The organism is Collinsella sp. AF19-1LB (genome assembly GCF_003459655.1).
Classification (GTDB): Bacteria; Actinomycetota; Coriobacteriia; order Coriobacteriales; family Coriobacteriaceae; genus Collinsella.
The window spans coordinates 1-21,097 of the sequence record NZ_QRWO01000029.1 but is presented as its reverse complement, the minus strand read 5'-3'; the positions used below and the strand labels follow the sequence as shown (position 1 = coordinate 21,097).

Below are 21,097 nucleotides of genomic sequence, written 5' to 3'. Positions count from 1 at the left end.
TTATACAGAACGCCTAGCGATTGCGCTCCTTGAGGGCGCGGTCGATCTCGCGCTGGACATCGCGCTTGGCCATATCCTCGCGCTTGTCGTAAAGCTTCTTGCCGCGGCCTAGGCCCAGCAGCAGCTTTACGCGGCCGTCGGTATTAAAGTAGAGCTCCAGCGGCACCAGCGCATAGCCGCGGTTGCGAAGTTTGCCGTCAAGAAAGTCGATCTCCTTGCGGTGCAGCAGCAGACGGCGCCGACGGTCGGGATCGCGATTCCACACGCCACCATGGCTATAAGGGTGGATATGCAGGCCGACGAGCCAGCACTCCCCACCACGAATCAGTGCGAAGGTATCGGTAATCTGGCACGCGCGCTCGCGAATCGACTTGACCTCGGTACCGCTCAGCTCAATACCGCACTCAAACGTCTCATCGATAAAGTACTCGTGATGTGCCGAGCGATTCTTGGAAATGAGCTTGCGCTCGCGCTTACTGGGCATCGCCGGCCTCCTTGGCGCCATCGGCGTTTGAGCCCGCAGCCTCGCGCTTTGCCCTGCGCTCGGCATTAAGCTCGGCATCGCTCTCGCGCACCAGCTTGATAATCGCCGCGCAGGCCTCCTCGCCTACCAAGTCGCGAGCACGCACCGTCAGGCGCGTCGCCTCCTGCTTGTCGCCGTCGCTTGCAGCATCGGTCGCGCACATAATCAGGCAGATGGCAATCTCGGCCGAAGGCGAGGTCGGCACGCCTTGCAGGGCCAGTTCACCCATCACGTGGTCGTCGATCTCATCGGCGGCATCCGGATAGGCAGTATGGATCTTGTTGAGCAGGCGCGTCGTATGCGCATCGCCAGGGGCCAAGCGCAGCGCCAGACGCGCGCAACCCACAGCCGCCGAGACGTTCTCGGTCTCGGGCTCCAAGAAGTACTGACCTAGATTGGCGTAGGCGCGGGCGGCGCACTTGCCATCGCTTGCACGCTCCAGTACCGAGAACGAGAGCGATGCCCATTCCTGCTTGTCCTCGAGCGCACGGAACAGCTCGGCCAGATCCAGGCGATAGTTGCAGTTCATGGGGTCCCAGCGTACGGCCTGCATCAGGGCATTACGAGCGCTCACATAATCCTGCTGGCGAATATAGGCATACGCCATGTCGGAATACAGGCGATCAAAGGGCACCTCGACCTGCACCAGCTCGCGCGGATCCTTTTCCACGCGGCGGTAGGCCAGACGCTCAAACTTGCTATCGAAGCTAAAGTACTGGCGCTTCTCCTCCGTCTTGCACTCGGCATCGATATACTCCTCGGCGAGCTCAACCAGACGCTCCAACAGCGGCGTCGCCGTGGCCAGGTCGCCCTGCGCCAGATAGTTCTCGGCATACGTGATGTCTTCCAAGCTGATAGGCAGGTCCATGACAACTCCTCGGTCCGGGCGGCAGACTCAACGCGCGCCTTAAATATCGGTCAATACACAAAACCCGGGTCTCTTACGAGGCCCGGGCGTTCAATTTTGGTAGCCCGTACCAGATTCGAACTGGTGATCTCCGCCTTGAGAGGGCGGCGTCCTAAACCGCTAGACGAACGGGCCATATGTAGCAAATGCAATGGCTGGGATGGAGGGAGTCGAACCCCCATTGACGGAACCAGAATCCGCTGTCCTGCCATTAGACGACATCCCAATGACTGCATCGCTGCGCTCGGCTGTGCCTTTGCGCAAGAAAGAAATATACGGGAAGTCCGGCCGTGACGCAAGCCCCAATTTTGACTTTTTTGAAATTCAGTCAAATACGGCCAACACGTGAAGGACCTGTGAAGCGCCAGCGACACGTACGGCGCCAAAGCCCGTAAAACATCCCGCATCTACCGCTGGTAGATTACAACAATGCAGCACTCACGGCTGATGGCACAATCGAACCGTCATCATTGCACGGATATCGAGGCGCCATGGACGAAGAGCTTGATTACCTATGGGAGACCCTGGGCCTCGAGATCACTGCTGACCTTTGGCCCGAACGGGACAAAATCCATCCCACTCTGCGCCCCGCCATCACGGTGATGCAGGCAAAATACCGCCGTGCATCCTTTTTGATCATGCGGATGTCATGGCACGCGGGACTCCCCGACCTTAAGCGAATCCAGGCAAGCCTCGTCGAGCTGTCCGGTATGCCGACTGTCATATCCGAGGCGCACCTGGAGCAGCGACAGCGCGAGCGACTGCAACAGCAGCGGATTCCCTTTATCTGCCCCGGTGTTCAGGCATATCTGCCCTTTATGGACGAGGAGTACTGGAGCGGCAAGCCCAACAAGCACGTAAAGGTCTACGATCCGCACGAATGGGCGCAGCTCAAGGATTGAGCCGAGCGAGCCCTCCGATGGAAAACACGTCCCACCCCGAGCGCTCAAAACGGGTCGCACTTTCCGCAGCCGCTACAGCAGCGCCTCGGTCCAAGCTGCTTCCCTAAAGCCGGGAATCGCAAAGTCGTCGCCCACCAACAGCGGACGCTTGACCAGCATGCCGTCGGTCGCCAGCAGCTCGTAGCACTCCCGATCCGTCATGCCCGCATCTAGACGCGCCTTCAGGCCCAGCTCTCGATATTTCATGCCCGACGAATTAAAGAAGCGCCGCACCGGCAGTCCCGAACGAGCAATCCAGGTCGCAAGCTCATCAGCCGTGGGATTGTCCAAAACGATATCGCGGTCGATATACTCTACCCCGTGTTCGTCCAGCCATGCCTTGGCCTTCTTACAGGTCGAGCACTTGGGATATTCAACAAACAGTACGGTCATGGGAATCCTCCGAATATAGATCGGCCAACGCAGGCACACGCCACACGAGGCGCCTTCGTATGATGGGCCAATTGTAGCCCACGGGTCACACGCTAAACGAACCGTACCCCGAATCCGCGTTTGATGAACGGCAGCAGCTCCATTGCCTCGGGCGTGATATGGCCCGCAACGTTCATGCGCTCGTCACCGGGAAGATCGACCCGCGCAATCTCAAGCTCGCCTTCGTAGCGCCCATATCCGCTATTGCTCACAGCGATCGACCCCGCCTTTCGCGGCAGGCCGGCTCCGGCATCCGTCGGCACGGAATCCGGCTTATGCGTCGTACGTGACTCCTGAGACCTAAAGATGAGGACACTCGAGTCGGGCCGGTCGTGATGAATCTGCCCGCGCACATAGGCATAACCGGGCTCAAGCTCGCATTGCAGGTCCACGTATCCGGCGGAAACTTGAGCAAACTGCGCCCAGCCCGCATCGGAAAGATCGGGGTCGCCGACCAACACAATGTCGCAATCGGCGCCATGTGCAAGCTCAAGCATATTGAGGGCAACCTTTGACGCGCGACCGCGCTGCGTCTCGACCGTCGGCAGTCCCTCGAATACCGGCCCGCGAACGCTGGCATCGCCCGGCACAAAAGCCATGATTTCGAATCCAAGCGCCGCAAGACGAAGATTCACCCGAGCAATGTCCTCCAGAGCTAAACCGGTATAAGGCTTGGGGTAAAAATTGTGGCAGGCGGCAAAACGAGTCACATCGGCACCGGCCTCACGCCACGATGCGATTTCATCAGAACTCACCGTCGATGCATTGACCACAATGCGAAATACACCGGACAGCTCCGCGACCCGCCGGGCGCTAAAGCCATAGTCCAAACGAAGGTATTCCAACCCCAGATCGCGCAGGTCCTCGATGCGCTCAAGCCCGAGCAAATCGCACGTGCGCGGCCCCACATCGGCAATGAGCGCAATGCCGCGGGCGGAAAGCAGCGACAGCACATGACGGACCTTATCGGTATACGCCGCTCCCCCATCCTCGGGAATATGCAGCGAGGTGAACGCATAGCGCGCACCCGCCGCGGCACCGTGTTCAATCGTCCGCTCAATATCCTGCAGAGGGTTGGAAAGATAAATCGAAATACCCGTTTTCACGCTTCAACGCTCCTTTAAAAAAGGCCGGCGGAGCAGTTAGCCCCGCCGGCACAACCATAGCATCAAGAAATCTGCCGCGCGCCGCGAGCTCTGAGCAACACGGCTCGCGATATCAAACTACTCGCCAAAGAACTCGTTGATCTTCTGCTCGTCGACGCCAAAGAACCACGTCAGGACAAAGCCGGCGGCATAGGCAAGCAGCATAGCGGCAACGTAGCCGAGCTGCTGGCCAGGAACGACGATCAGCAGGCCAAACAGACCGGAAACGCCCTGAGAAACCGTGCCGATGTGAAGCAGCGCCGCGAGCGCGCCACCAAATCCGGCACCCAGGCAGGCCGTCACAAACGGACGAACGAGCGGCAGCGTAACAGCATACATCAGAGGCTCGCCCACACCCAGGATTCCAACGGGAATGGACTCTGCGACGTACTTCTTGAGCTTGGCGTTCTTGGTCTTAAAGTACAGCGCCAAACCGGCACCGACCTGGCCGCCGCCAGCCATCATAAGGATGGGAAGCAGGTAATTGATACCCTTGGTAGCGCCGTCGGGATCGTTGAGCATAGCGTGGATCGGCGTGAGCGCCTGATGCAGGCCGACGGACACCAGCGGCAAGAAGCCTGCCGACAGGATATAGCCGCCCAGGACGCCCAGCTTCTCGAAGATAAAGGTCAAAACGCTAAAGATGGCAGTCGTCAGCCATGCGCCAACCGGCTGGATGACGAGCATCAGAGCAAAGGCACCGATGATGAGCACCAGCAGCGGGGACAGGAACGTGTCGAGTGCGTTGGGCATAACCTTGCGAATCTGACGCTCCATCCAGGCAAAAAATGCACCAGCGATAAGAGCCGCGATCATGCCGCCCGCTGCGGGGTTGTACTGCGCATTGGTGAGCGGCAGCAAAATGGCAGTGGCAGGATCAGCCGCGCCAGGCGCAAGCAGGGGCATGGCACTGTTGGCGATACACATCATGCCGGCGATGCCGCCCAGCGCAGCGGATCCACCAAACTCACGTGCCGCGTTATAGCCCACCAAGATGGGCAGATAGGCAAACAGGGCCCAGCCCATGGAACGAATGCCCTGGTACCACCACTCGCCCGCAAGCGCGCCTGCCGTCGAGACGTTAATGACGTTGCAGATACCGTTGATGAGGCCAGCCGCAATGATGCCGGGAAGCAGGGCGACGAAGACATTGGAAATCTTCTTGAGGAAGGCCTGAACCGGCTTGGACTCGTACTTTGCCTTCTGCGCGGCCTTGTTTGTGGCCGCAGCGTCAACCACGCTCTCGTCAGCAACGCCTTTCGCAAGGCCGGTGAGCTTGGAGAACTCCTCGAGCACCTTATTCACCTTGCCCGGACCCAGCACGATCTGCATCGTGTCGTCCTCGACCAAGCCCATCACGCCGTCGAGTGCCTTAATACCCTCCGTGTCGACGTTGCCCGTGTCTTTGACGGTCACGCGCAGGCGCGTCATGCACGCCGCGTTTGCCAACACGTTGTCTTTACCGCCCAAAAGGTCCAGCAGCTTTTGAGCCAGCTCTTTGTTCGTCATAACTCCTCCTTGTATCGGGTATCTCGTCTGGATGTCATATCAGCTCACGCCGCGCACCTATTGGGCATCGGCATTGCTCTTCTCATGGCCACTCACCGCAGCACGGACATGGCCTCTCGCTCGCTCAAGAGCTACCGCAGCCTGCTCGGCATCGCAGCCCAGCAGTACCGAGACAATAGCGGTTTTTACGTGGCCGCCGGCATCTGCAAGCGCCTGAATAGCGCGCTCGCGCGTGCAGCCGGTCGCCTCCATCACGATGTTCTGGCCGCGCACCACCAACTTCTCGTTCGTCTGCTGCACATCGACCATCAGGTTTTGGTATACCTTGCCGATCTTGACCATGGCACCGGTCGAAATCATGTTGAGAATGAGCTTTTGAACCGTTCCCGCCTTGAGCCTCGTTGAGCCGGTCAGCACCTCGGGACCGGGCACGGGTTCAATGGCAAGATCTGCGCTCTCCCCGATCTTCGACCCTTGGTTGCAGGCAATTGCAATGGTCTTGCACCCAGTTGCCTTGGCGTACACAAGGCCGCCCACCACATAGGGAGTACGACCGCTTGCCGCCAGGCCAACGACAAGATCCCTGTCCGAGAGTCCACGCTCCCGCAGGTCGCTCGCGCCAAGCTCCTCGCTGTCTTCGGCACCTTCGACAGCCTTGATAAACGCCGTCTCGCCTCCGGCAATGAGCCCGACAATCAGATCGGGTGACACGCCAAACGTGGGCGGACACTCCGAAGCGTCGAGTACACCCAGACGACCGCTGGTGCCTGCGCCCATGTAAAAGACGCGCCCGCCGCGCTCGAGTGCCTCAGCAGCCCAGTCGATTGCTGTGGCAACCTGGGGCAACACCTTCGTGACCGACTGGACGGCACGAAGATCCTCATCGTTCATCGTCGTGACGATTTGCAGCGATGTCATCGTATCGAGGTCCATTGAACTTTGATTACGCTGTTCGGTCGTGAATTTTGTTAAATCGAGCATTTCATTCACCTCATCTTTCCTGTTTCTCGATGTAGTTTTGCTTAATGACATGCGTCGCCCGTTCGTAGTCGCTGGCAACGTAAGCAGCGTACAGGGCATCGACAACCATAAGCTGGGCCATACGCGAAGCCATGGCACCGCTGCGGACCAAGGGTTCACTCGCAGCGACGCCGAGCACGGCATCGGCCACGGTGGCAAGCTTGGATGATCCATCTACTTTGGTAACGGCCACAACGGGACAGTTGTGACGTTGAGCCTCGGCGGTGCAGTCCAGCACCTCTTGCGTCAAGCCCGAGTAGCTAAAGGCGATTGCCATATCGCCCTCATGCATGTTCTTGGCACACAAGAGCTGATCATGCCAGTCGTCGTACAGATGGCACTCCTTGTCGACACGCATGAGCTTTTGCGCCAGATCGTGCGCGACCAAACGAGAGGCACCGATACCGAACAGATTGACCGCGCGTGCCCGCTTAAGATAGGCCGCACATCGCTCCAAGACGGTGTAATCGAGCGTTCGCGCCGTCGCTTCGATCGTGCGCACGTTGCTTTTCATCACCTTCCCCACGATACGTTCGACGCTGTCATCCATGGAGATGTCCTCGAGGGCAACGTCTTTCTTGTCACCCAAGAGCGCCAGCTCGGCAATCAGTTCGCGCTGGAACTCCTTGTAGCCCGCAAAACCCAAGCGCTTGCAAAAGCGCAAAATGCTCGAAGGCGAGGAGAACGTGGCATCGGCAAGACCGCGGACGGACAGCCCGACCACCTCGTGCGGATGAGCGCTTACATATGCGATGACATTGCGTTCCGCCGGGCTCGCGCTGAGCTCACGCTCGCGAAGCCGCAAAAGCAATCCGTTTGCCATCTCAAACACCTCCGTTGAGAAGAATTAAAGACCAACGAACGATTCGTACCGGATACAAACAGCTTTTACGGTACATTGTGCCGCATCGTGGCGCACAAAGGGCGAGCGTTCTACCGCTCGCCCCTCAAATCCGACCGCTCGGAAATACGCGCGACACAAAATAATTCAACAAGGTCGCATTATCAGAAACGGGTTTGTTACCGGCTAGCGCCTCGCATGGGCGCCAATCGGACGTGCCGCAAACCCCTACCCCGCCTCGCGCATCCAGCGATCGAACGTCCCCACGCACACGCCCAGGCACTTTGCTGCCTGGCTGCGGGTAATATCGCCTGCCTCATAGCTATCGCGTACCAGCTCAAACTGAGGAGGGCACGGCTTGCGAGGTCGACCGAAACGGACCCCTCGCGCCCGCGCCGCTGCAATTCCCTCCGCCTGGCGCCGATGGATATTCTCGCGCTCCACCTGCGCCACGTAGCTCAGCAGTTGCAGCACAATATCGGCAATCAGGGTGTTGGTCACATCCGGCGTGCCGCTGGCCCTGGCGCGCGTGTCAAGCAATGGCATGTCCAACACCACAATGGCAACCCCGAGCTCCTTGGTAATGCGTCGCCATTCCTCAAGAATCTCGGAGTAATTACGACCAAGTCGGTCGATAGAAAGCACCACTAGCACGTCCCCGTCTCCCAGGACGTGCAGCAGCTCGCGATAACGCGGTCGATCGAAGTCCTTGCCGCTCGCATGGTCGGCATAAATATTCGCCGAGCCCACGCCATAGGCGCCCAGCGCATCCAGCTGCCGATTAAGATTCTGATCGCGCGAACTCACCCGCGCATAACCATACACCGTCGCCATCTCATCCCCGCTTTCTTGTAAACCTGCCAAAAAGGGACAGGTTTATTTTGGTAGGTTTTACCTCTCCAATAGCAGGCAAGCAGGCGGCCGAGCAGACGGCAAGATAGCCACGATTCAAATGCGAAGGGCGGTCCCGAAAGGCCGCTCTCCGCCCCCACACCATGAGTCGGAATTTGGCTAATGGATAAGCTTAAAGTCCAAGTGCCCGCGCGTGGTATTGACGCGTGAGACCTCGATGATCACACGCTGCCCCAGTTCATAGCGGGTCCCCGTGTCGACACCTGTGAGCGTGAGCGCGTCCTCGTCAAACTCGAACCACTCGTTGCCCAGGCTCTTGATCGAAACCAAGCCTTCGACCTGTGTCAGGTCCAAGCGTACGAACAGGCCCATACTGCTGACCCATGAGACCGTTCCGGCATAGCGCTCGCCCAGGCGATCCTCATAGTACTGGGCAATCTTAATCTTTTGCGTCGCATGGCTGGCGGCATCGGCCGCACGCTCCGCATCGCTGCACGCACGGCAAATCTGCGGCAGAATGCGCGGCAGCGACTCGCGACCTTTGCCGATGAGCCGCGGCGTGCGCACCAAGGCGTCCTTGCCGCCGAGCTGCTCATAGGCCAACTGCAGTTTGAGCACGCGGTGCACCACCAGATCGGGATAGCGACGGATGGGACTCGTAAAGTGACAGTAGCACGACGCGGCGAGCGCAAAGTGGCCCTCGTTGCGCGGCTTGTACAGCGCACGCTGCATGCTGCGCAGAAGCAGCGTGTTGACGAGCGGTGCGCTTGCCGTACCGGCGGCAGCATCAACTGCAGCCTGCAGCTCATCGGGACTCCCCAGGGCAATACCGGCAGCACGGCGATCGTCGATGATGCCCAGCTGCGCCAGCGCAACGGCGGCACCGTGCAGGCTATCGGGGCTCGGATCCTCATGCACGCGATAGCAGGCCTCGATATCACGGTCTGCCAGCCACTCTGCAACGCACTCGTTGGCGAGCAGCATGGCTTCCTCGATAAGCGACGTGGCACACGAACGCTCACGCGCCACAATCTGCACGGGTACTCCGTCCTCGTCCAATAGAGCGCGAATCTCGGCCGTGTCAAAATCGACTGAGCCGCGGACGCGACGAATACGACGGCGAAGTTCGGCGAGTTCGTTGGCGGCGACAAGGAAATCGCCGAGGTCGACGTTATAGCCGCGAGCAGTTTCCTCGCACGCAAGACCGCGCTCAAGCGCCTCCTCGCGCGAGGCCTCAGCAGCCGCAACATCCTCAGCGGCGCCTTCCAGCACCGAATACTCAACCGCGTCGGCACGCACCAGCAGCGCCTCGGCGCCGTCATAGTCCATACGCACGCGCGAGCGAATCACGCTGGGGTACGGATCGTAATGCCGCACGCGACCCTGCTCATCGAGCTCGATATCGACGGTAAACGCAAGACGGTCCTCGTCAGGGCGAAGCGAGCACAGGTCATTGGACAGGCGTTCGGGCAGCATGGGAAGCACACGATCGGCCAGATACACCGATGTCGTACGATGGCGAGCCTCAAGATCGATATGCCCGTCCCAAGCCACATAGTGTGAAACGTCGGCGATATGCACACCCAGCTTGTAGCCACCCTCGGGCGTACGCTCCAGCGAAATGGCATCGTCAAAGTCGCGCGCGTCGACCGGGTCGATCGTGATGACAAAGCGGTCGCGCAGATCGCGGCGGAGCGGGTCCTTAAGCGCCGCGGACACATCGAGCGAAAGCCCCTCGGCCTCGTCCAGCGCGGCCTCGGGATAGCTATCGGTATAGCCGTAACGCGCCATCACGTATTGAACGCCCAAATCGGGCGCGTCATCTCCGCCAATGCGGCGTTCGATCGTCACGGTGCCCGATTCCAGGCGCGTCGGGTAGGTCAAAATGCGCGCGACAACGGCATCACCCGGGTGGACGCCCAGACGATCCGCCGAGGTATCCTCGGGCAGAATGAAGAAGTCGGCCTTCAGGCGCGAATCGAGCGGCTCGATCACACCGAGCGGACCAGCGGTCTGGTACGTACCCACCACGCTTATGGCTGCGCGCTCAACCACGCCTTCGATCACGGCGCGCCGCTCACCGTGCGGGCTGTTCTTAATGCTCACGGCAACGGTATCGCCATCCATGATCTCGCGCTTACCGCGGCCCATAACCTTGTAGTCGCCGCTCTCGGTTATGACATAGGCGCCATGCTCATGGAGCTGCACGCGCCCGGTCAGGCTCGGACGGCGTTCGCTGCGCACCGGCCCACGCTTATTGCGAGCACCGCGCTTATGCTTGTTATTGCGCCCCATGGCGCCTCCTTGCTATCGATGACGAACTCCAAAGAGTCTACCCAAATGATTCGCTTTCCTGCCGTCCCCTAGAGATCAAAAAACGGGCCGCCCCATAAGAGACGACCCGTTGGAAGGGATGAATTCCAGACATGCCTACACGCGCAGGTAGCGGCGCATGGCTATGGCAGAACCAAAGAGACCGATAATCACGCCGACCAGAATCAGCGCAGCATAGGTCACCAGGTAGTACTGCATCGGCAGGGCAAACGACATCCAGCCGATGCTCTCCTGCAAACGCGGAATCATCAGATTGCGCAGCAGCTCCAGAACGCCGATGGAAAGCAGCGAGCCCAAAATGGCCTGCAGTACGCCCTCGGTGATAAACGGACCACGAATGAAGCCGTTGCTGGCGCCGACCAGACGCATAATCGCAATCTCACGACGACGCGCCGTGATGGACAGGCGAATCGTGTTGTTGATGAAGATGAATGCGATAAAGGTCAGAAGGCCAACGAGCACCACGGCGGCGATGCGAATGTAGTTGGTCACCTGGAACAGGCGGCTCACTTCCTCCTGGCCATACAGTACGCTCGCGTTGACGTCGCCGTCGTCCGCGATCTTTTGGAAGTCGGCATTCTTCTTGAGCTTCTTGGCCGTGCTCTCGACCTGAGACGGATCGTCCATCTCAATCGCAAACGAAGCCGGCAGCGGGTTCTGGCCATCGAGCGCGCTCATGGTGGCGTCGGCGTTGCCCGACATCTTGCTCGTATACTCGGCCAGCGCGTCGTCCTTGTCCTTATAGGTCACGGACTTGACGTTATTCCATGTCTTAAGCTCGGCCTCAAAAGCCTGAACATCAGCCTGATCGGCGTCATCGCTAATGAACGCGTTGATGACAACCTGATCCTCGACGGTGCCGATCACGGAGTTCAGCATCGCGGAGCCCATGATGAACAGGCCGATGATAAACAGCGAAAGGAAGATCGTGATGACGGCGCCGAGCGAGGTAGTCCAGTTACGGAAGAAGTGGCTGATTGCCTCTTTGAAGGAGTAGCCCACGTTAGTTGGTGCCATAGTTGCCGTAACCTCCCCTCTCCTGGTCGCGGATAACGTGGCCGCCCTCGAGGGCGATCACGCGACGGTGCATGCTATCGACCATCTCGCGGTCGTGCGTGGCGACGATCACGGTGGTGCCGGTGCGGTTAATACGCTCGAGCAGCTTCATGATGCCCAGCGAGATCGCCGGGTCGAGGTTACCCGTGGGCTCGTCGCAGATCAGCAGCGGCGGACGGTTGACCATAGCGCGGGCGACGGCAACGCGCTGCTGCTCGCCACCGGAAAGCTGGTCGGGCAGCGAGTCCATCTGATCGGCCAGACCGACCAGACGCAGCACCTCGGGCACCTGGCTGCGAATGACGCCCTTGGGCTTGCCGATGCACTGCAGGGCAAACGCCACGTTTTCGTAGGCGGTCTTTTGCGGCAGAAGCTTAAAGTCCTGGAACACAGCGCCAATCTGGCGGCGCAGGAACGGAACCTTGCGGTTCTTGATCTTCATGAGGTCCTGACCGGCAACCAGGATGCGACCGCTCGTCGGCTTGACGTCGCGGTTGAGCGTCGACAGCAGCGTGGTCTTACCCGAGCCGGAGTGACCGACCAGGAAGACGAACTCGCCCGGATAGATCTCGATGTTGATGTCGTCGAGTGCAGGCTTGTTGGGCTGTGCCGGATAGATCTTGGTGACATGCTCCATAAGGATGACGGGCTCGACACCGGCCTGCTTGGCCATCTTCTTGCGGCTGGCCTGCGGATCGATGGGCGCAAACACCGACGTAAAATCGGGGTTGTTGAGCGCGTTATCGAGGCTTGCGACCTCGGCTGCCTGATCGCTCTCGACCACCGGGGCAGCAGGCTGCGTGGGATCGGGAATAGCGGCAAAGAGACCGGACTGCGCAGGCTGAGGAACCGGCGTCGCGGGGGCCATGGGGTCGGGAATGCCGGCCATGGTAGGCTGCGGCGTGGCGGCGCCAGCCTGAGGCTGCTCCACGCGAGCGGTCACGGCCTGAACGGGCTCAAAACCCGCCGTGCCGGAAAGCGCGACATCGCTGGTGGGATTGTAGGCAAAGGGATCGGATGCCGGCTGTGCCTGATCTGCCGGCTGAGTGGGGGCCTGAGCAACAGGCTGGCCCTCTGAATCCGGAGTGGCGAAACGACTGCCCTGGACGCCTGTCTGCGTCTTGGGGGCATCATCGCCCGCACCGGAGGTACGGAAGTGGTTACCCACTGGTGCTCCTTATCGTCGTGCGTTTAAACTACATGAGCGCTTTGTATTTTAGCAGCATTAGCTTTACTGCACATAAGAAGCATGGCGGGGTTTGGGTCTCACCGGCCGGGCGCAGGGTTACCTCCCAAATCGTCCTCGCGCATGGCCGGCATTTGTCCTGCTCCTGCGGAGCTGCGGACAAACGCCGGCCTGCGCTGCGGAAAGATTTGGGAGGTAACCCTGCGCCCGGCCTGCGGCTACTATGGGGCCGACGCACCAACTTGAGATGCTGCGCATACAAAGTTGGAAGGGTCTGAATTGCACTTTGTTGGGATGGGCCCGTTTCCCCATGGGAACTTCGCTTGGCAGGACTCTAATTTAAATTCAGCATAAACAGGGGCGCCCTCTTTGAGGACGCCCCTGTTCTGGCTTGTTTGCGGTTGTCGACGCGATACTTTGCCTCGTCTTGCCTTATGCCAAGAACTCCTTGGTGGTCGCCACGATGTTGGCGGCGTCCAGGCCGTACTTGTGCAGGAGCTCGGCACCCGGGCCGGACTCGCCGAAGGTGTCGTTGACACCGATCTTCTTGAGCGGCGTCGGGCACTGCTCACACAGGACGTCGGCAACGGCGCTGCCCAGGCCACCGATCACAGAGTGCTCCTCGACGGTCACGACGTGGCCGGTCTTGGTGGCGCTCTTGACGATCAGGTCGGCATCGATGGGCTTGATGGTGTGCATGTTGATGACCTCGGCGTCGATGCCCTCGGCAGCGAGCTGCTCGGCGGCCTCGAGAGCCTCGCCGACCATCAGGCCGCAGGCGATGATGGTCACATCGGCGCCCTCGCGCATGACAATGCCCTTACCCAACTCGAACTTGTAGGTCTCGGGGTCGTTAATAACCGGCGAGGCCAGACGGGCGAAGCGCATGTACACCGGACCGTCGCACTCGTAGGCGGCGCGCGTCACGGCGCGGGCCTCGACGTCGTCGGCAGGAACGATAACGGTCATGCCGGGGATGACGCGCATCAGGGCGATATCCTCGCAGCACTGGTGTGTGGCACCGTCCTCGCCCACCGAGATACCGGCGTGCGTGGCACCGATCTTAACGTTGAGGTGCGGGTAGCCGATGGAGTTACGGACCTGCTCAAAGGCGCGGCCGGCGGCGAACATGGCAAAGGTGCTCGCGAAGGCAACGCGACCGGTGGTTGCGATACCGGCGGCAACACCCATCAGGTTGCTCTCGGCGATACCCACATCGAAGAAACGGTCGGGGCAGGCGGCCTTAAACTTACCGGTCTGCGTGGCGGCGGCCAGATCGGCGTCGAGGACCACAAAGTCATCGTGCTCGTTGGCGAGCTCGACGAGGGCCTCGCCGTAGCTTACGCGCGTGGCGATTTTCTTGACGTCTGCCATCCTAGAGCTCCTCTCCGGCGGCCGTGAGCTCTGCCATGGCCTGCTCAAACTGTTCATCATTGGGGGCCTTGCCGTGCCAACCAACCTGGTTCTCCATAAAGGACACGCCCTTGCCCTTTGTGGTCTCGGCGATAATGACGGTCGGCTGGCCCTTGGTAGCGCGAGCCTCGGCAAAGGCGGCGCGAATCTGATCGAAATCGTTGCCGTCGGCAAGCTCCACCACGTGGAACTTAAAGGCGCGGAACTTGTCGGCGAGCGGCATGGGGTCGTTGACCTCCTCGACGGGACCGTCGATCTGCAGGCCGTTGTGGTCGACGATCACACAGAGGTTGTCGAGCTGCTGGTTGCCGGCAAACATGGCGGCCTCCCAGACCTGGCCCTCCTCGCTCTCGCCATCGCCCAGCAGGGCGTACGTGCGATAAGTATCGCCCCAGTGCTTGGCGGCAACGGCCATACCCACGGCGGCGGAGATGCCCTGGCCGAGCGAACCGGTGGACATGTCAACGCCCGGAGTGTCGTTCATGTTGGGATGGCCCTGCAGGTGGCTGCCGATGTGGCGCAGCGTCTCAAGATCCTCCTTGGGGAAGAACCCACGCTCGGCGAGCACGGCGTACAGACCAGGCGCGCAGTGACCCTTGGAAAGCACGAAGCGATCGCGGTCGGCCTTGCGGGGATCGGCCGGGTCGACGTTCATTTCCTCAAAGTACAGATAGGTCATGATGTCGGCAGCGCCGAGCGAACCGCCCGGATGGCCGGACTTGGCAGCGTGCACGCCGGTGACGATGCCCTTCCTTACCTCGTTGGCAACCTTTTTGAGCTCTTCGTCGCTCATTGTGCCTTCCTTTCATCCTCTTTAGACAAAATGCGCACGGCACCGAAGGTAATCCCAACACAGCCGCAATGCACGTACGTCATTCATTATGCTGGAAACTGATGGCTTTACCAGAGTTTTTATCATTATTTGAACAATTTAGCAGGCAGAACCGCTGATGAAACGGTTTATCAATGTGAACGTCTTTTGGATGGGACGCGGTCGGCCCTACGCGCTAATGTCCTTGAATCCCTCGCCGAAAGCTTCCGTAACGTCGGCGACCGTCACAATGGCGTGAGGATCGCGCTCGCGCACGATCGTCTTGAGGGTATTGAGCTCTCGACGGTTCACGATGACCATGATCACCGGCTTCTCGGCACCCGAATACATGCCAGTCGCCTTAAACTTGGTACAACCACGACCCAGGCCATACATGATGTCGGCCGCAATATCGGGAAACTTGTCCGAGATGATGAGTACCATACGGCGCCTGTTGCCGCCGTCGACCACGGCATCGATCACGTAGCCGCTAATGACCATCGAAAGGCCCGCATACAGCGCGTTTTCGACCGAGAAGACCGGGGCCGACAGCGCGCACACGGCAACGTCGATCGCCATGACGGTGGAGCCCACCGGTAGTGACGTATTGCGCGAGATAATCTGACCGATGGTGTCAGAGCCGCCAGTGTTGGCACCGGCGCGTAGCACCATGCCGTAGCCAATGCCCGTGATAATGCCGCCCCACATAGCGGGCAGCATCAGGTCGGCATGTGCCAGCGGCGCCACAAACGGAGCGAACAGGTCGGTGAAGAAGCCCAGCAGCACAAAGCCCGTCGCCGTCTGGACCACGTAGAACATGCCCCCCTCGCGCATAACGACCAGCAGCAGCAAGGCATTCATCACGATGGTTTGAATACCGACAGGCAGCGAGATGCCATGCGAGGCGCCGACCGCCTGGATAATCGTGGCAAGACCCGTAACGCCGCCGGCAGCAAGACCGTTGGGAATCAAAAACAGATCCGTCGCGATAGCTGCCAGGGCGCAGCCAAACATGATCTTGGGCAAGTCATGAAAGAAGTTCAGCGAAAGAATGCGCTTGATGTCCAGACGATATGCCATGCTGCCTCCCTCAAAAAAGCGCACCCAAACGAGTGCGCTTTGAACTTCTTACTGTATTCGATTCTACCGATTCACCGAGCAAATACCACCCCCTGCGAAGTGTTTGCATCGACCCGGAGCCAACCATGTGCCTAGGCGTCCGAGCCTTCCGCACCGGCGTTGCCGGTAGCCCAACGGTGATAGCCAATTACAAACGGATCCAGATCGCCATCGTCAAGAACGGCCTCGACATTGCTGGTCTCAACGCCCGTGCGTAGGTCCTTAACCATCTGATACGGGTAGAGCACGTAGCTGCGGATCTGGTTGCCAAAACCAATCGTGGTTTTGGGTCCGCGAATCTCATCCAGGGCCTCGGCGCGCTTCTCGAGCTCAATCTCGTACAGGCGAGCCTTGAGGATCTGCATGCACGCGGCCTTGTTCTGGATCTGGCTGCGCTCGTTTTGGCAGGTGACCACAATGCCGCTGGGGAAATGCGTCACGCGCACGGCGGAGTCGGTGGTGTTAACGCCCTGACCGCCCGGGCCGCTCGCGTGGTACACGTCCACGCGGATGTCATCGGGGCTGATCTCGATATCGATATCATCGGGTAGCACGGGGATGACCTCGACGCCGGCAAACGTGGTCTGGCGGCGCTTCTTGTCGTCGGTGGGGCTAATGCGAACCAAGCGGTGGACGCCGGCCTCGGCGCGCAGCATGCCAAATGCGTCCTTGCCCTCGACGGTAAAGGTCGCGCGGTCGATGCCGATGACCTCAGCGGCGGGGCAGTCGTTAATCGTGACCTTCCAGCCGCGACGCTGGCAGTACTTCATGTACATCTTAAATAGCATGAAGGTCCAGTCCTGGGCCTCCAGACCACCCTGTCCGGGCTTGATGGTCACAATCGCGTCGCCGTGATCGAACTCACCGGTAAACCAGCTCGAAAGCTCAAGCTCATCGATGGCACGGGCCAGGCGCTCAGCCGTGGCTGTAGCCTCCTCGCGAAGGGCGGCGGCATCGGGGTCATCCCCCATCTCCTCGGCAAGCTCCAGCGCGGCGCGGGCATCGGAAAGCTCGCCGCGCGCGTTGTCCACGGCAGCGATATCTTCCTTGGTGCGCGCGATTTCCTCCATGGTGGCACGGGCGGCGTCGGCGTCATCCCAAAAGCCGGGGGCCACGCTTTTGGCCTCGAGCTCGGTCACGCGCGTGCGCTTTTCGTCCAAGTGGAGATACGACTCGACCTCGCCGAGCCGGTCCGCAAACGCGTCCAGCTCGGCGGGCGTTACCTCTAAAGCCTCAGCCATTAACGATTCCTGCCGTGGCAGTACTTAAACTTCTTGCCGCTACCGCAGGGGCACGGGTCGTTGCGGCCCACGTTGACGTACGGATCGTCGCTCTCGGACTTGCGATAGGTGGTCACCTTGCCACCGTTGTTGACGGCAGCCGGACCACCCTGGACAGCCGTGCGGGCCTGCACCTGCGCCTGCTTGCGCAGCACCGAGTCGCCGTTGTCACCATCGACCTCGGCAGGACCGGAGAAGTGCGCACCCTCGAGCGCGGGCTCCTCCTTGTGCTCCACGGCACGCGGGGCAGCCTTGATCTCGATGCGCAGAACCGTGCGCAGGTAATCCTCGTACATGGTGTCGACGAGGATCTGGAACGCGCCGTAGGCCTCGGTCTTGTACTCGACCAGCGGGTCGCGCTGGCCAAAGCCGCGCAGGCCGATGCCGGTCTTGAGATAGTCCATCTCCTGCAGGTAGTTCATCCAGCGGGTATCGATGACGCGCAGCATGACCTGGGTGTTGAGCTCGCGCATCAGGTCCTCGCCCAAGCGCTCGGCCTTCATGTTGTAGCACTTCTCTACGTAAGCCAGGACATCGGCAGCCAGAGCCTCATAATCCTCGTCGGGGAACTTCGGCGTATCGATGTGGCCGGTGAGCTCCACAACCCACTTGCGCAGGCCCTCCAGGTCGCGCTCGCCATCGTGACTGTCCTTGGCGCAGAACTCCTGAACGCAGCGGTACACGGTGTCGTGCATGACCTCGGTGATGTGGTCGGTCAGGTCCTTGCCGTCCAGAATCTTATTGCGCTCAGCGTAGATGACCTGGCGCTGCTTGTTCATGACGTCGTCGTACTCAAGGACGCTCTTGCGCATGGAGAAGTTGATGCTCTCGACCTTGTGCTGGGCGCTCTCGACGGCCTTGGAGATGATCTTGTGCTGGATGGGCATATCGTCGCCCATGTCGGCCGTGACCATCATCTTGGAGACGCGGTCCATCTTGTCGCCACCGAACAGGCGCATGAGGTCGTCCTCGAGCGACAGGTAGAACTGGGTCTCGCCCGGATCGCCCTGACGGCCGGAGCGGCCGCGCAGCTGGTTGTCGATACGACGGGACTCATGGCGCTCGGTGCCGATAACGGTCAGGCCGCCGGCGGCAAGCACGCGCTCGCGCTCGGCCTTGCAGGTCTCCTTGGCCTCGGCGTTAAACTGCTCAAGCTGCTCGGGCGTCACGTCCTCCATGGTCAGGCCCTCGTACTCAAGGCGCTCGCGCACCAGCTCGTCGGGGTTGCCGCCCAGCAGGATGTCGGTACCACGACCGGCCATGTTGGTAGCGATGGTCACGGCGCCGTAGCGTCCGGCCTGGGCAACGATATGAGCCTCGCGCTCGTGGTGCTTGGCGTTGAGGACCTCGTGCGCGATGCCGCGCTTGGTAAGGGCGGCCGACAGCTTCTCGGAGCTCTCGATGGAGACGGTGCCCACCAGGACCGGCTGGCCCTTGGCGTGACGCTGCTCGACATCGTCGGCGACGGCGTTGTACTTGGCCTGAATGGTACGGTACACCAGGTCCTCGTGGTCAACACGCTGAACGGGTTTGTTGGAGGGGATGACCTCGACGGGCAGCTTGTAGATCTCGCGGAACTCGGCATCCTCGGTGAGTGCCGTACCGGTCATGCCGGAGAGCTTGTCATACAGACGGAAGTAGTTCTGCAAGGTGATAGTGGCCAGCGTCTGGTTCTCCTCGCGTACAAGCACGCCCTCTTTGGCCTCGATGGCCTGGTGCAGGCCCTCGGAGTAACGGCGGCCTTCCATAATGCGGCCGGTGAACTCGTCGACGATCTTGACCTCGCCGTTGGTGACCACATACTGCTTGTCGCGGTGGAACATGTACTGGGCCTTCAGCGCCTGCTGCAGGTGGTTGACCAGCTGGCCAGAGAGATCGGCATAGATGTCATCGATACCCAGGCGGCGCTCGATCTTCTTAAGACCGCGCTCGGTGGCAGCGATGGTGTGCTTAGCCTCGTCCATGACGTAGTCGCCCGTGGGTTCAACGTCCTCGGTGGCGGTAAGCATGTCGTGCGACACGTCCTCGCCGCGCTCAAGGCCACGCACGGCACGCGCGAAGTCCTTGTAGGTACTGGCGGACTTGGTGCCAGCGCCCGAGATGATCAGCGGGGTGCGAGCCTCATCGATCAGGATGGAGTCAACCTCGTCGACGATGGCGTAGTTGTGGCCGCGCTGCACGCGCTGCTCGGGACGGGTAACCATGTTGTCGCGCAGGTAATCAAAGCCGAACTCGGAGTTGGTGCCGTAGGTGACGTCTGCCTGGTAGGCCGGACGCTTGAGCTCGAGCGGCATGTTGTTCTGGAGCAGACCGACGGTCATTCCCAGGTACTTGTAGATGCGGCCCATCCACTCGGAGTCGCGCTTGGCCAGGTAATCGTTGACGGTAACGACGTGTACACCCTTGCCGGCAATAGCGTTGAGGTAGCCGGCCAGCGTGGAGACCAGGGTCTTGCCTTCGCCGGTCTTCATCTCGGCGATATGCCCCTCGTGCAGTGCCATGGCGCCAATGAGCTGCACGTCAAAGTGACGCATGCCCGTGATGCGCTTGGAAGCCTCACGCACGGTGGCAAAAGCCTCGGGGAGCATGTCGTCGAGCGACTCGCCGTTGGCGTAACGCTCACGGAACTTATCGGTCTGGGCGCGGAGCTCTTCCTCGGTCATCTTCTCAAACTGGGGCTCAAGACCGTTGATCTGATCGACGATCTTGTAGTAGCGCTTAAGGTCCTTATCGGATCCAAAGGACAGCAGCTTTGACATGAATCCCATGTGGTTTTCCTTTTTGGCCATCGCCCACGCCGTGCAGCTGCGGGCGAGTTAAACACAGATGATTGTACTTTAGCCAAACAAGGCGCGGCCTATACGGTCGACCTCGACCGCCACGTAATAACTATGACCAACCTGCCACAATGGGACAGGTTTATTTTGGCAAGTTTTATCTGAGCAAACGCCGTCTCTCTGCCATTTGGTGCCACGGGAACAGGTTAGCTTGCACCAATAAAAAGAAAAGGGCCGCGCACCCAAATGGATGCACGACCCTTATGCCATGAATGCGAGCGATTCCGCGGCGAGCTATTTACTCAGCAGCCTCGGTGGTCTCGGCCTCGGCAGCGGCCTCCTCGACGGGAGCCTCTGCGGGAGCCTCGGCGGCCTGCTTGGCAGCCTCCTCGGCGAACTTAGCGGCACGCTTAGCCTTCTCGGCAGCCTTAGCCTCAGCGGCGGCCTTGCGAGCGGCCTCGGCCTCAGCAGCCTTGGCGGCCTTGGCAGCCTTGGCCTCCTCAGCCTTCTTGAGCTGGGCGGCAGCGGCGCCACCGAACTTGTCGGCGAAGCGCTGGACGCGTCCACCGGTGTCGACGAACTTCTGCTGGCCGGTGTAGAACGGGTGGCACTCGTTGCAAAGCTCGACCTTCATCTCGGACACGGTTGCGTGCGTCTTGAAGGTGTTGCCGCAGGAGCACGTCACCGTGCACTCGACATACTGGGGATGGATACCCTGCTTCATGGTAGGACTCCTTATTGGTCAGGCGCTGGTTACCGATCAGCGCATAAGGCGTCTTGGTTTCCGACCAAGACAACAAACTCGGCTATGGTACCACGGCGCCGCGTGTCCCACAAAAGGTTCACGGTCTTTTCGGCACAACACGAGCTGGACCTTAAATATCAACTTCATCCGAACACTCCCCCACATTCATCTCTCGTATGTATCGAGGTATTCCTGCTTGAGCGTCT

General features: G+C 60.3%; 18 protein-coding genes and 2 tRNA genes. 1 reads left to right on the top strand and 19 read right to left on the bottom strand.

The genetic code is table 11. From position 1 onward, the window contains the following. Positions 1-13: 13 nt before the first annotated feature. From smpB to DWX39_RS08895, 4 genes are all read right to left on the bottom strand, one after another. A complete protein-coding gene (gene smpB / locus DWX39_RS08910) occupies positions 14-484 on the bottom strand; it encodes an SsrA-binding protein SmpB (protein WP_006235325.1) in 471 nt (156 codons plus the stop codon). Continuing rightward, a complete protein-coding gene (locus DWX39_RS08905; protein ID WP_117759477.1) occupies positions 474-1,391 on the bottom strand; it encodes a hypothetical protein in 918 nt (305 codons plus the stop codon). Before DWX39_RS08905 ends, smpB begins: the two co-directional genes overlap by 11 nt. Positions 1,392-1,488: 97 nt before the next feature. Continuing rightward, a tRNA-Glu gene (locus DWX39_RS08900) sits at positions 1,489-1,565 on the bottom strand. 17 nt (positions 1,566-1,582) lie between these two features. Beyond that, positions 1,583-1,656, bottom strand: a tRNA-Gln gene (locus tag DWX39_RS08895). Positions 1,657-1,921: 265 nt separating this feature from the next. Here DWX39_RS08895 and DWX39_RS08890 point away from each other — a divergent pair. Then, a complete protein-coding gene (locus tag DWX39_RS08890; RefSeq protein ID WP_117759475.1) occupies positions 1,922-2,332 on the top strand; it encodes a hypothetical protein in 411 nt (136 codons plus the stop codon). A gap of 72 nt (positions 2,333-2,404) precedes the next feature. Here the strand turns inward: DWX39_RS08890 and DWX39_RS08885 are convergent, their stop codons facing one another. From DWX39_RS08885 to rpmE, 15 genes are all read right to left on the bottom strand, one after another. After that, a complete protein-coding gene (locus tag DWX39_RS08885; protein ID WP_117583016.1) occupies positions 2,405-2,764 on the bottom strand; it encodes an arsenate reductase family protein in 360 nt (119 codons plus the stop codon). Positions 2,765-2,856: 92 nt separating this feature from the next. Then, positions 2,857-3,909, bottom strand: coding sequence for a MupG family TIM beta-alpha barrel fold protein (locus DWX39_RS08880; RefSeq protein WP_117759473.1), 1,053 nt, complete (start codon positions 3,907-3,909; stop codon positions 2,857-2,859). A 117-nt stretch (positions 3,910-4,026) separates the two neighbouring features. Next, the gene (locus DWX39_RS08875) at positions 4,027-5,457 is read right to left on the bottom strand and encodes a PTS transporter subunit EIIC (protein WP_035137407.1); all 1,431 of its coding nucleotides are present in this window, start codon (positions 5,455-5,457) and stop codon (positions 4,027-4,029) included. A 57-nt stretch (positions 5,458-5,514) separates the two neighbouring features. Continuing rightward, complete coding sequence (gene murQ / locus DWX39_RS08870) at positions 5,515-6,438, bottom strand: N-acetylmuramic acid 6-phosphate etherase (RefSeq protein ID WP_117655744.1); 924 nt, start codon at positions 6,436-6,438, stop codon at positions 5,515-5,517. 10 nt (positions 6,439-6,448) lie between these two features. Further along, complete coding sequence (locus tag DWX39_RS08865) at positions 6,449-7,300, bottom strand: MurR/RpiR family transcriptional regulator (protein WP_117655743.1); 852 nt, start codon at positions 7,298-7,300, stop codon at positions 6,449-6,451. Positions 7,301-7,546: 246 nt separating this feature from the next. After that, positions 7,547-8,152, bottom strand: coding sequence for a recombinase family protein (locus DWX39_RS08860; RefSeq protein WP_089572227.1), 606 nt, complete (start codon positions 8,150-8,152; stop codon positions 7,547-7,549). A gap of 177 nt (positions 8,153-8,329) precedes the next feature. Then, a complete protein-coding gene (locus DWX39_RS08855; RefSeq protein WP_117759471.1) occupies positions 8,330-10,465 on the bottom strand; it encodes a ribonuclease R family protein in 2,136 nt (711 codons plus the stop codon). 135 nt (positions 10,466-10,600) lie between these two features. Beyond that, on the bottom strand, positions 10,601-11,521 hold the full coding sequence (gene ftsX / locus DWX39_RS08850) for a permease-like cell division protein FtsX (protein WP_035137414.1): 921 nt from the start codon (positions 11,519-11,521) through the stop codon (positions 10,601-10,603). After that, the gene (gene ftsE, locus DWX39_RS08845) at positions 11,508-12,728 is read right to left on the bottom strand and encodes a cell division ATP-binding protein FtsE (protein WP_117759469.1); all 1,221 of its coding nucleotides are present in this window, start codon (positions 12,726-12,728) and stop codon (positions 11,508-11,510) included. The genes ftsX and ftsE overlap by 14 nt, the downstream gene beginning before the upstream one ends. A gap of 450 nt (positions 12,729-13,178) precedes the next feature. Beyond that, complete coding sequence (locus DWX39_RS08840) at positions 13,179-14,120, bottom strand: transketolase family protein (RefSeq protein ID WP_006235309.1); 942 nt, start codon at positions 14,118-14,120, stop codon at positions 13,179-13,181. A 1-nt stretch (position 14,121) separates the two neighbouring features. Beyond that, a complete protein-coding gene (locus DWX39_RS08835; protein ID WP_117759468.1) occupies positions 14,122-14,952 on the bottom strand; it encodes a transketolase in 831 nt (276 codons plus the stop codon). A 207-nt stretch (positions 14,953-15,159) separates the two neighbouring features. After that, positions 15,160-16,050 carry a YitT family protein gene (locus DWX39_RS08830; RefSeq protein WP_117759466.1) on the bottom strand — a complete coding sequence of 297 codons (891 nt, stop codon included), beginning with the start codon at positions 16,048-16,050 and terminating at the stop codon, positions 15,160-15,162. 131 nt (positions 16,051-16,181) lie between these two features. Further along, entirely contained in the window at positions 16,182-17,330 is a 1,149-nt protein-coding gene (gene prfB, locus DWX39_RS08825; RefSeq protein ID WP_117759464.1) for a peptide chain release factor 2, read from the bottom strand. Then, the gene (gene secA / locus DWX39_RS08820) at positions 17,330-20,137 is read right to left on the bottom strand and encodes a preprotein translocase subunit SecA (protein WP_117759462.1); all 2,808 of its coding nucleotides are present in this window, start codon (positions 20,135-20,137) and stop codon (positions 17,330-17,332) included. Before secA ends, prfB begins: the two co-directional genes overlap by 1 nt. Positions 20,138-20,444: 307 nt before the next feature. Beyond that, entirely contained in the window at positions 20,445-20,870 is a 426-nt protein-coding gene (gene rpmE / locus DWX39_RS08815) for a 50S ribosomal protein L31 (RefSeq protein ID WP_006235303.1), read from the bottom strand. Between the last annotated feature and the right edge of the window lie 227 nt (positions 20,871-21,097).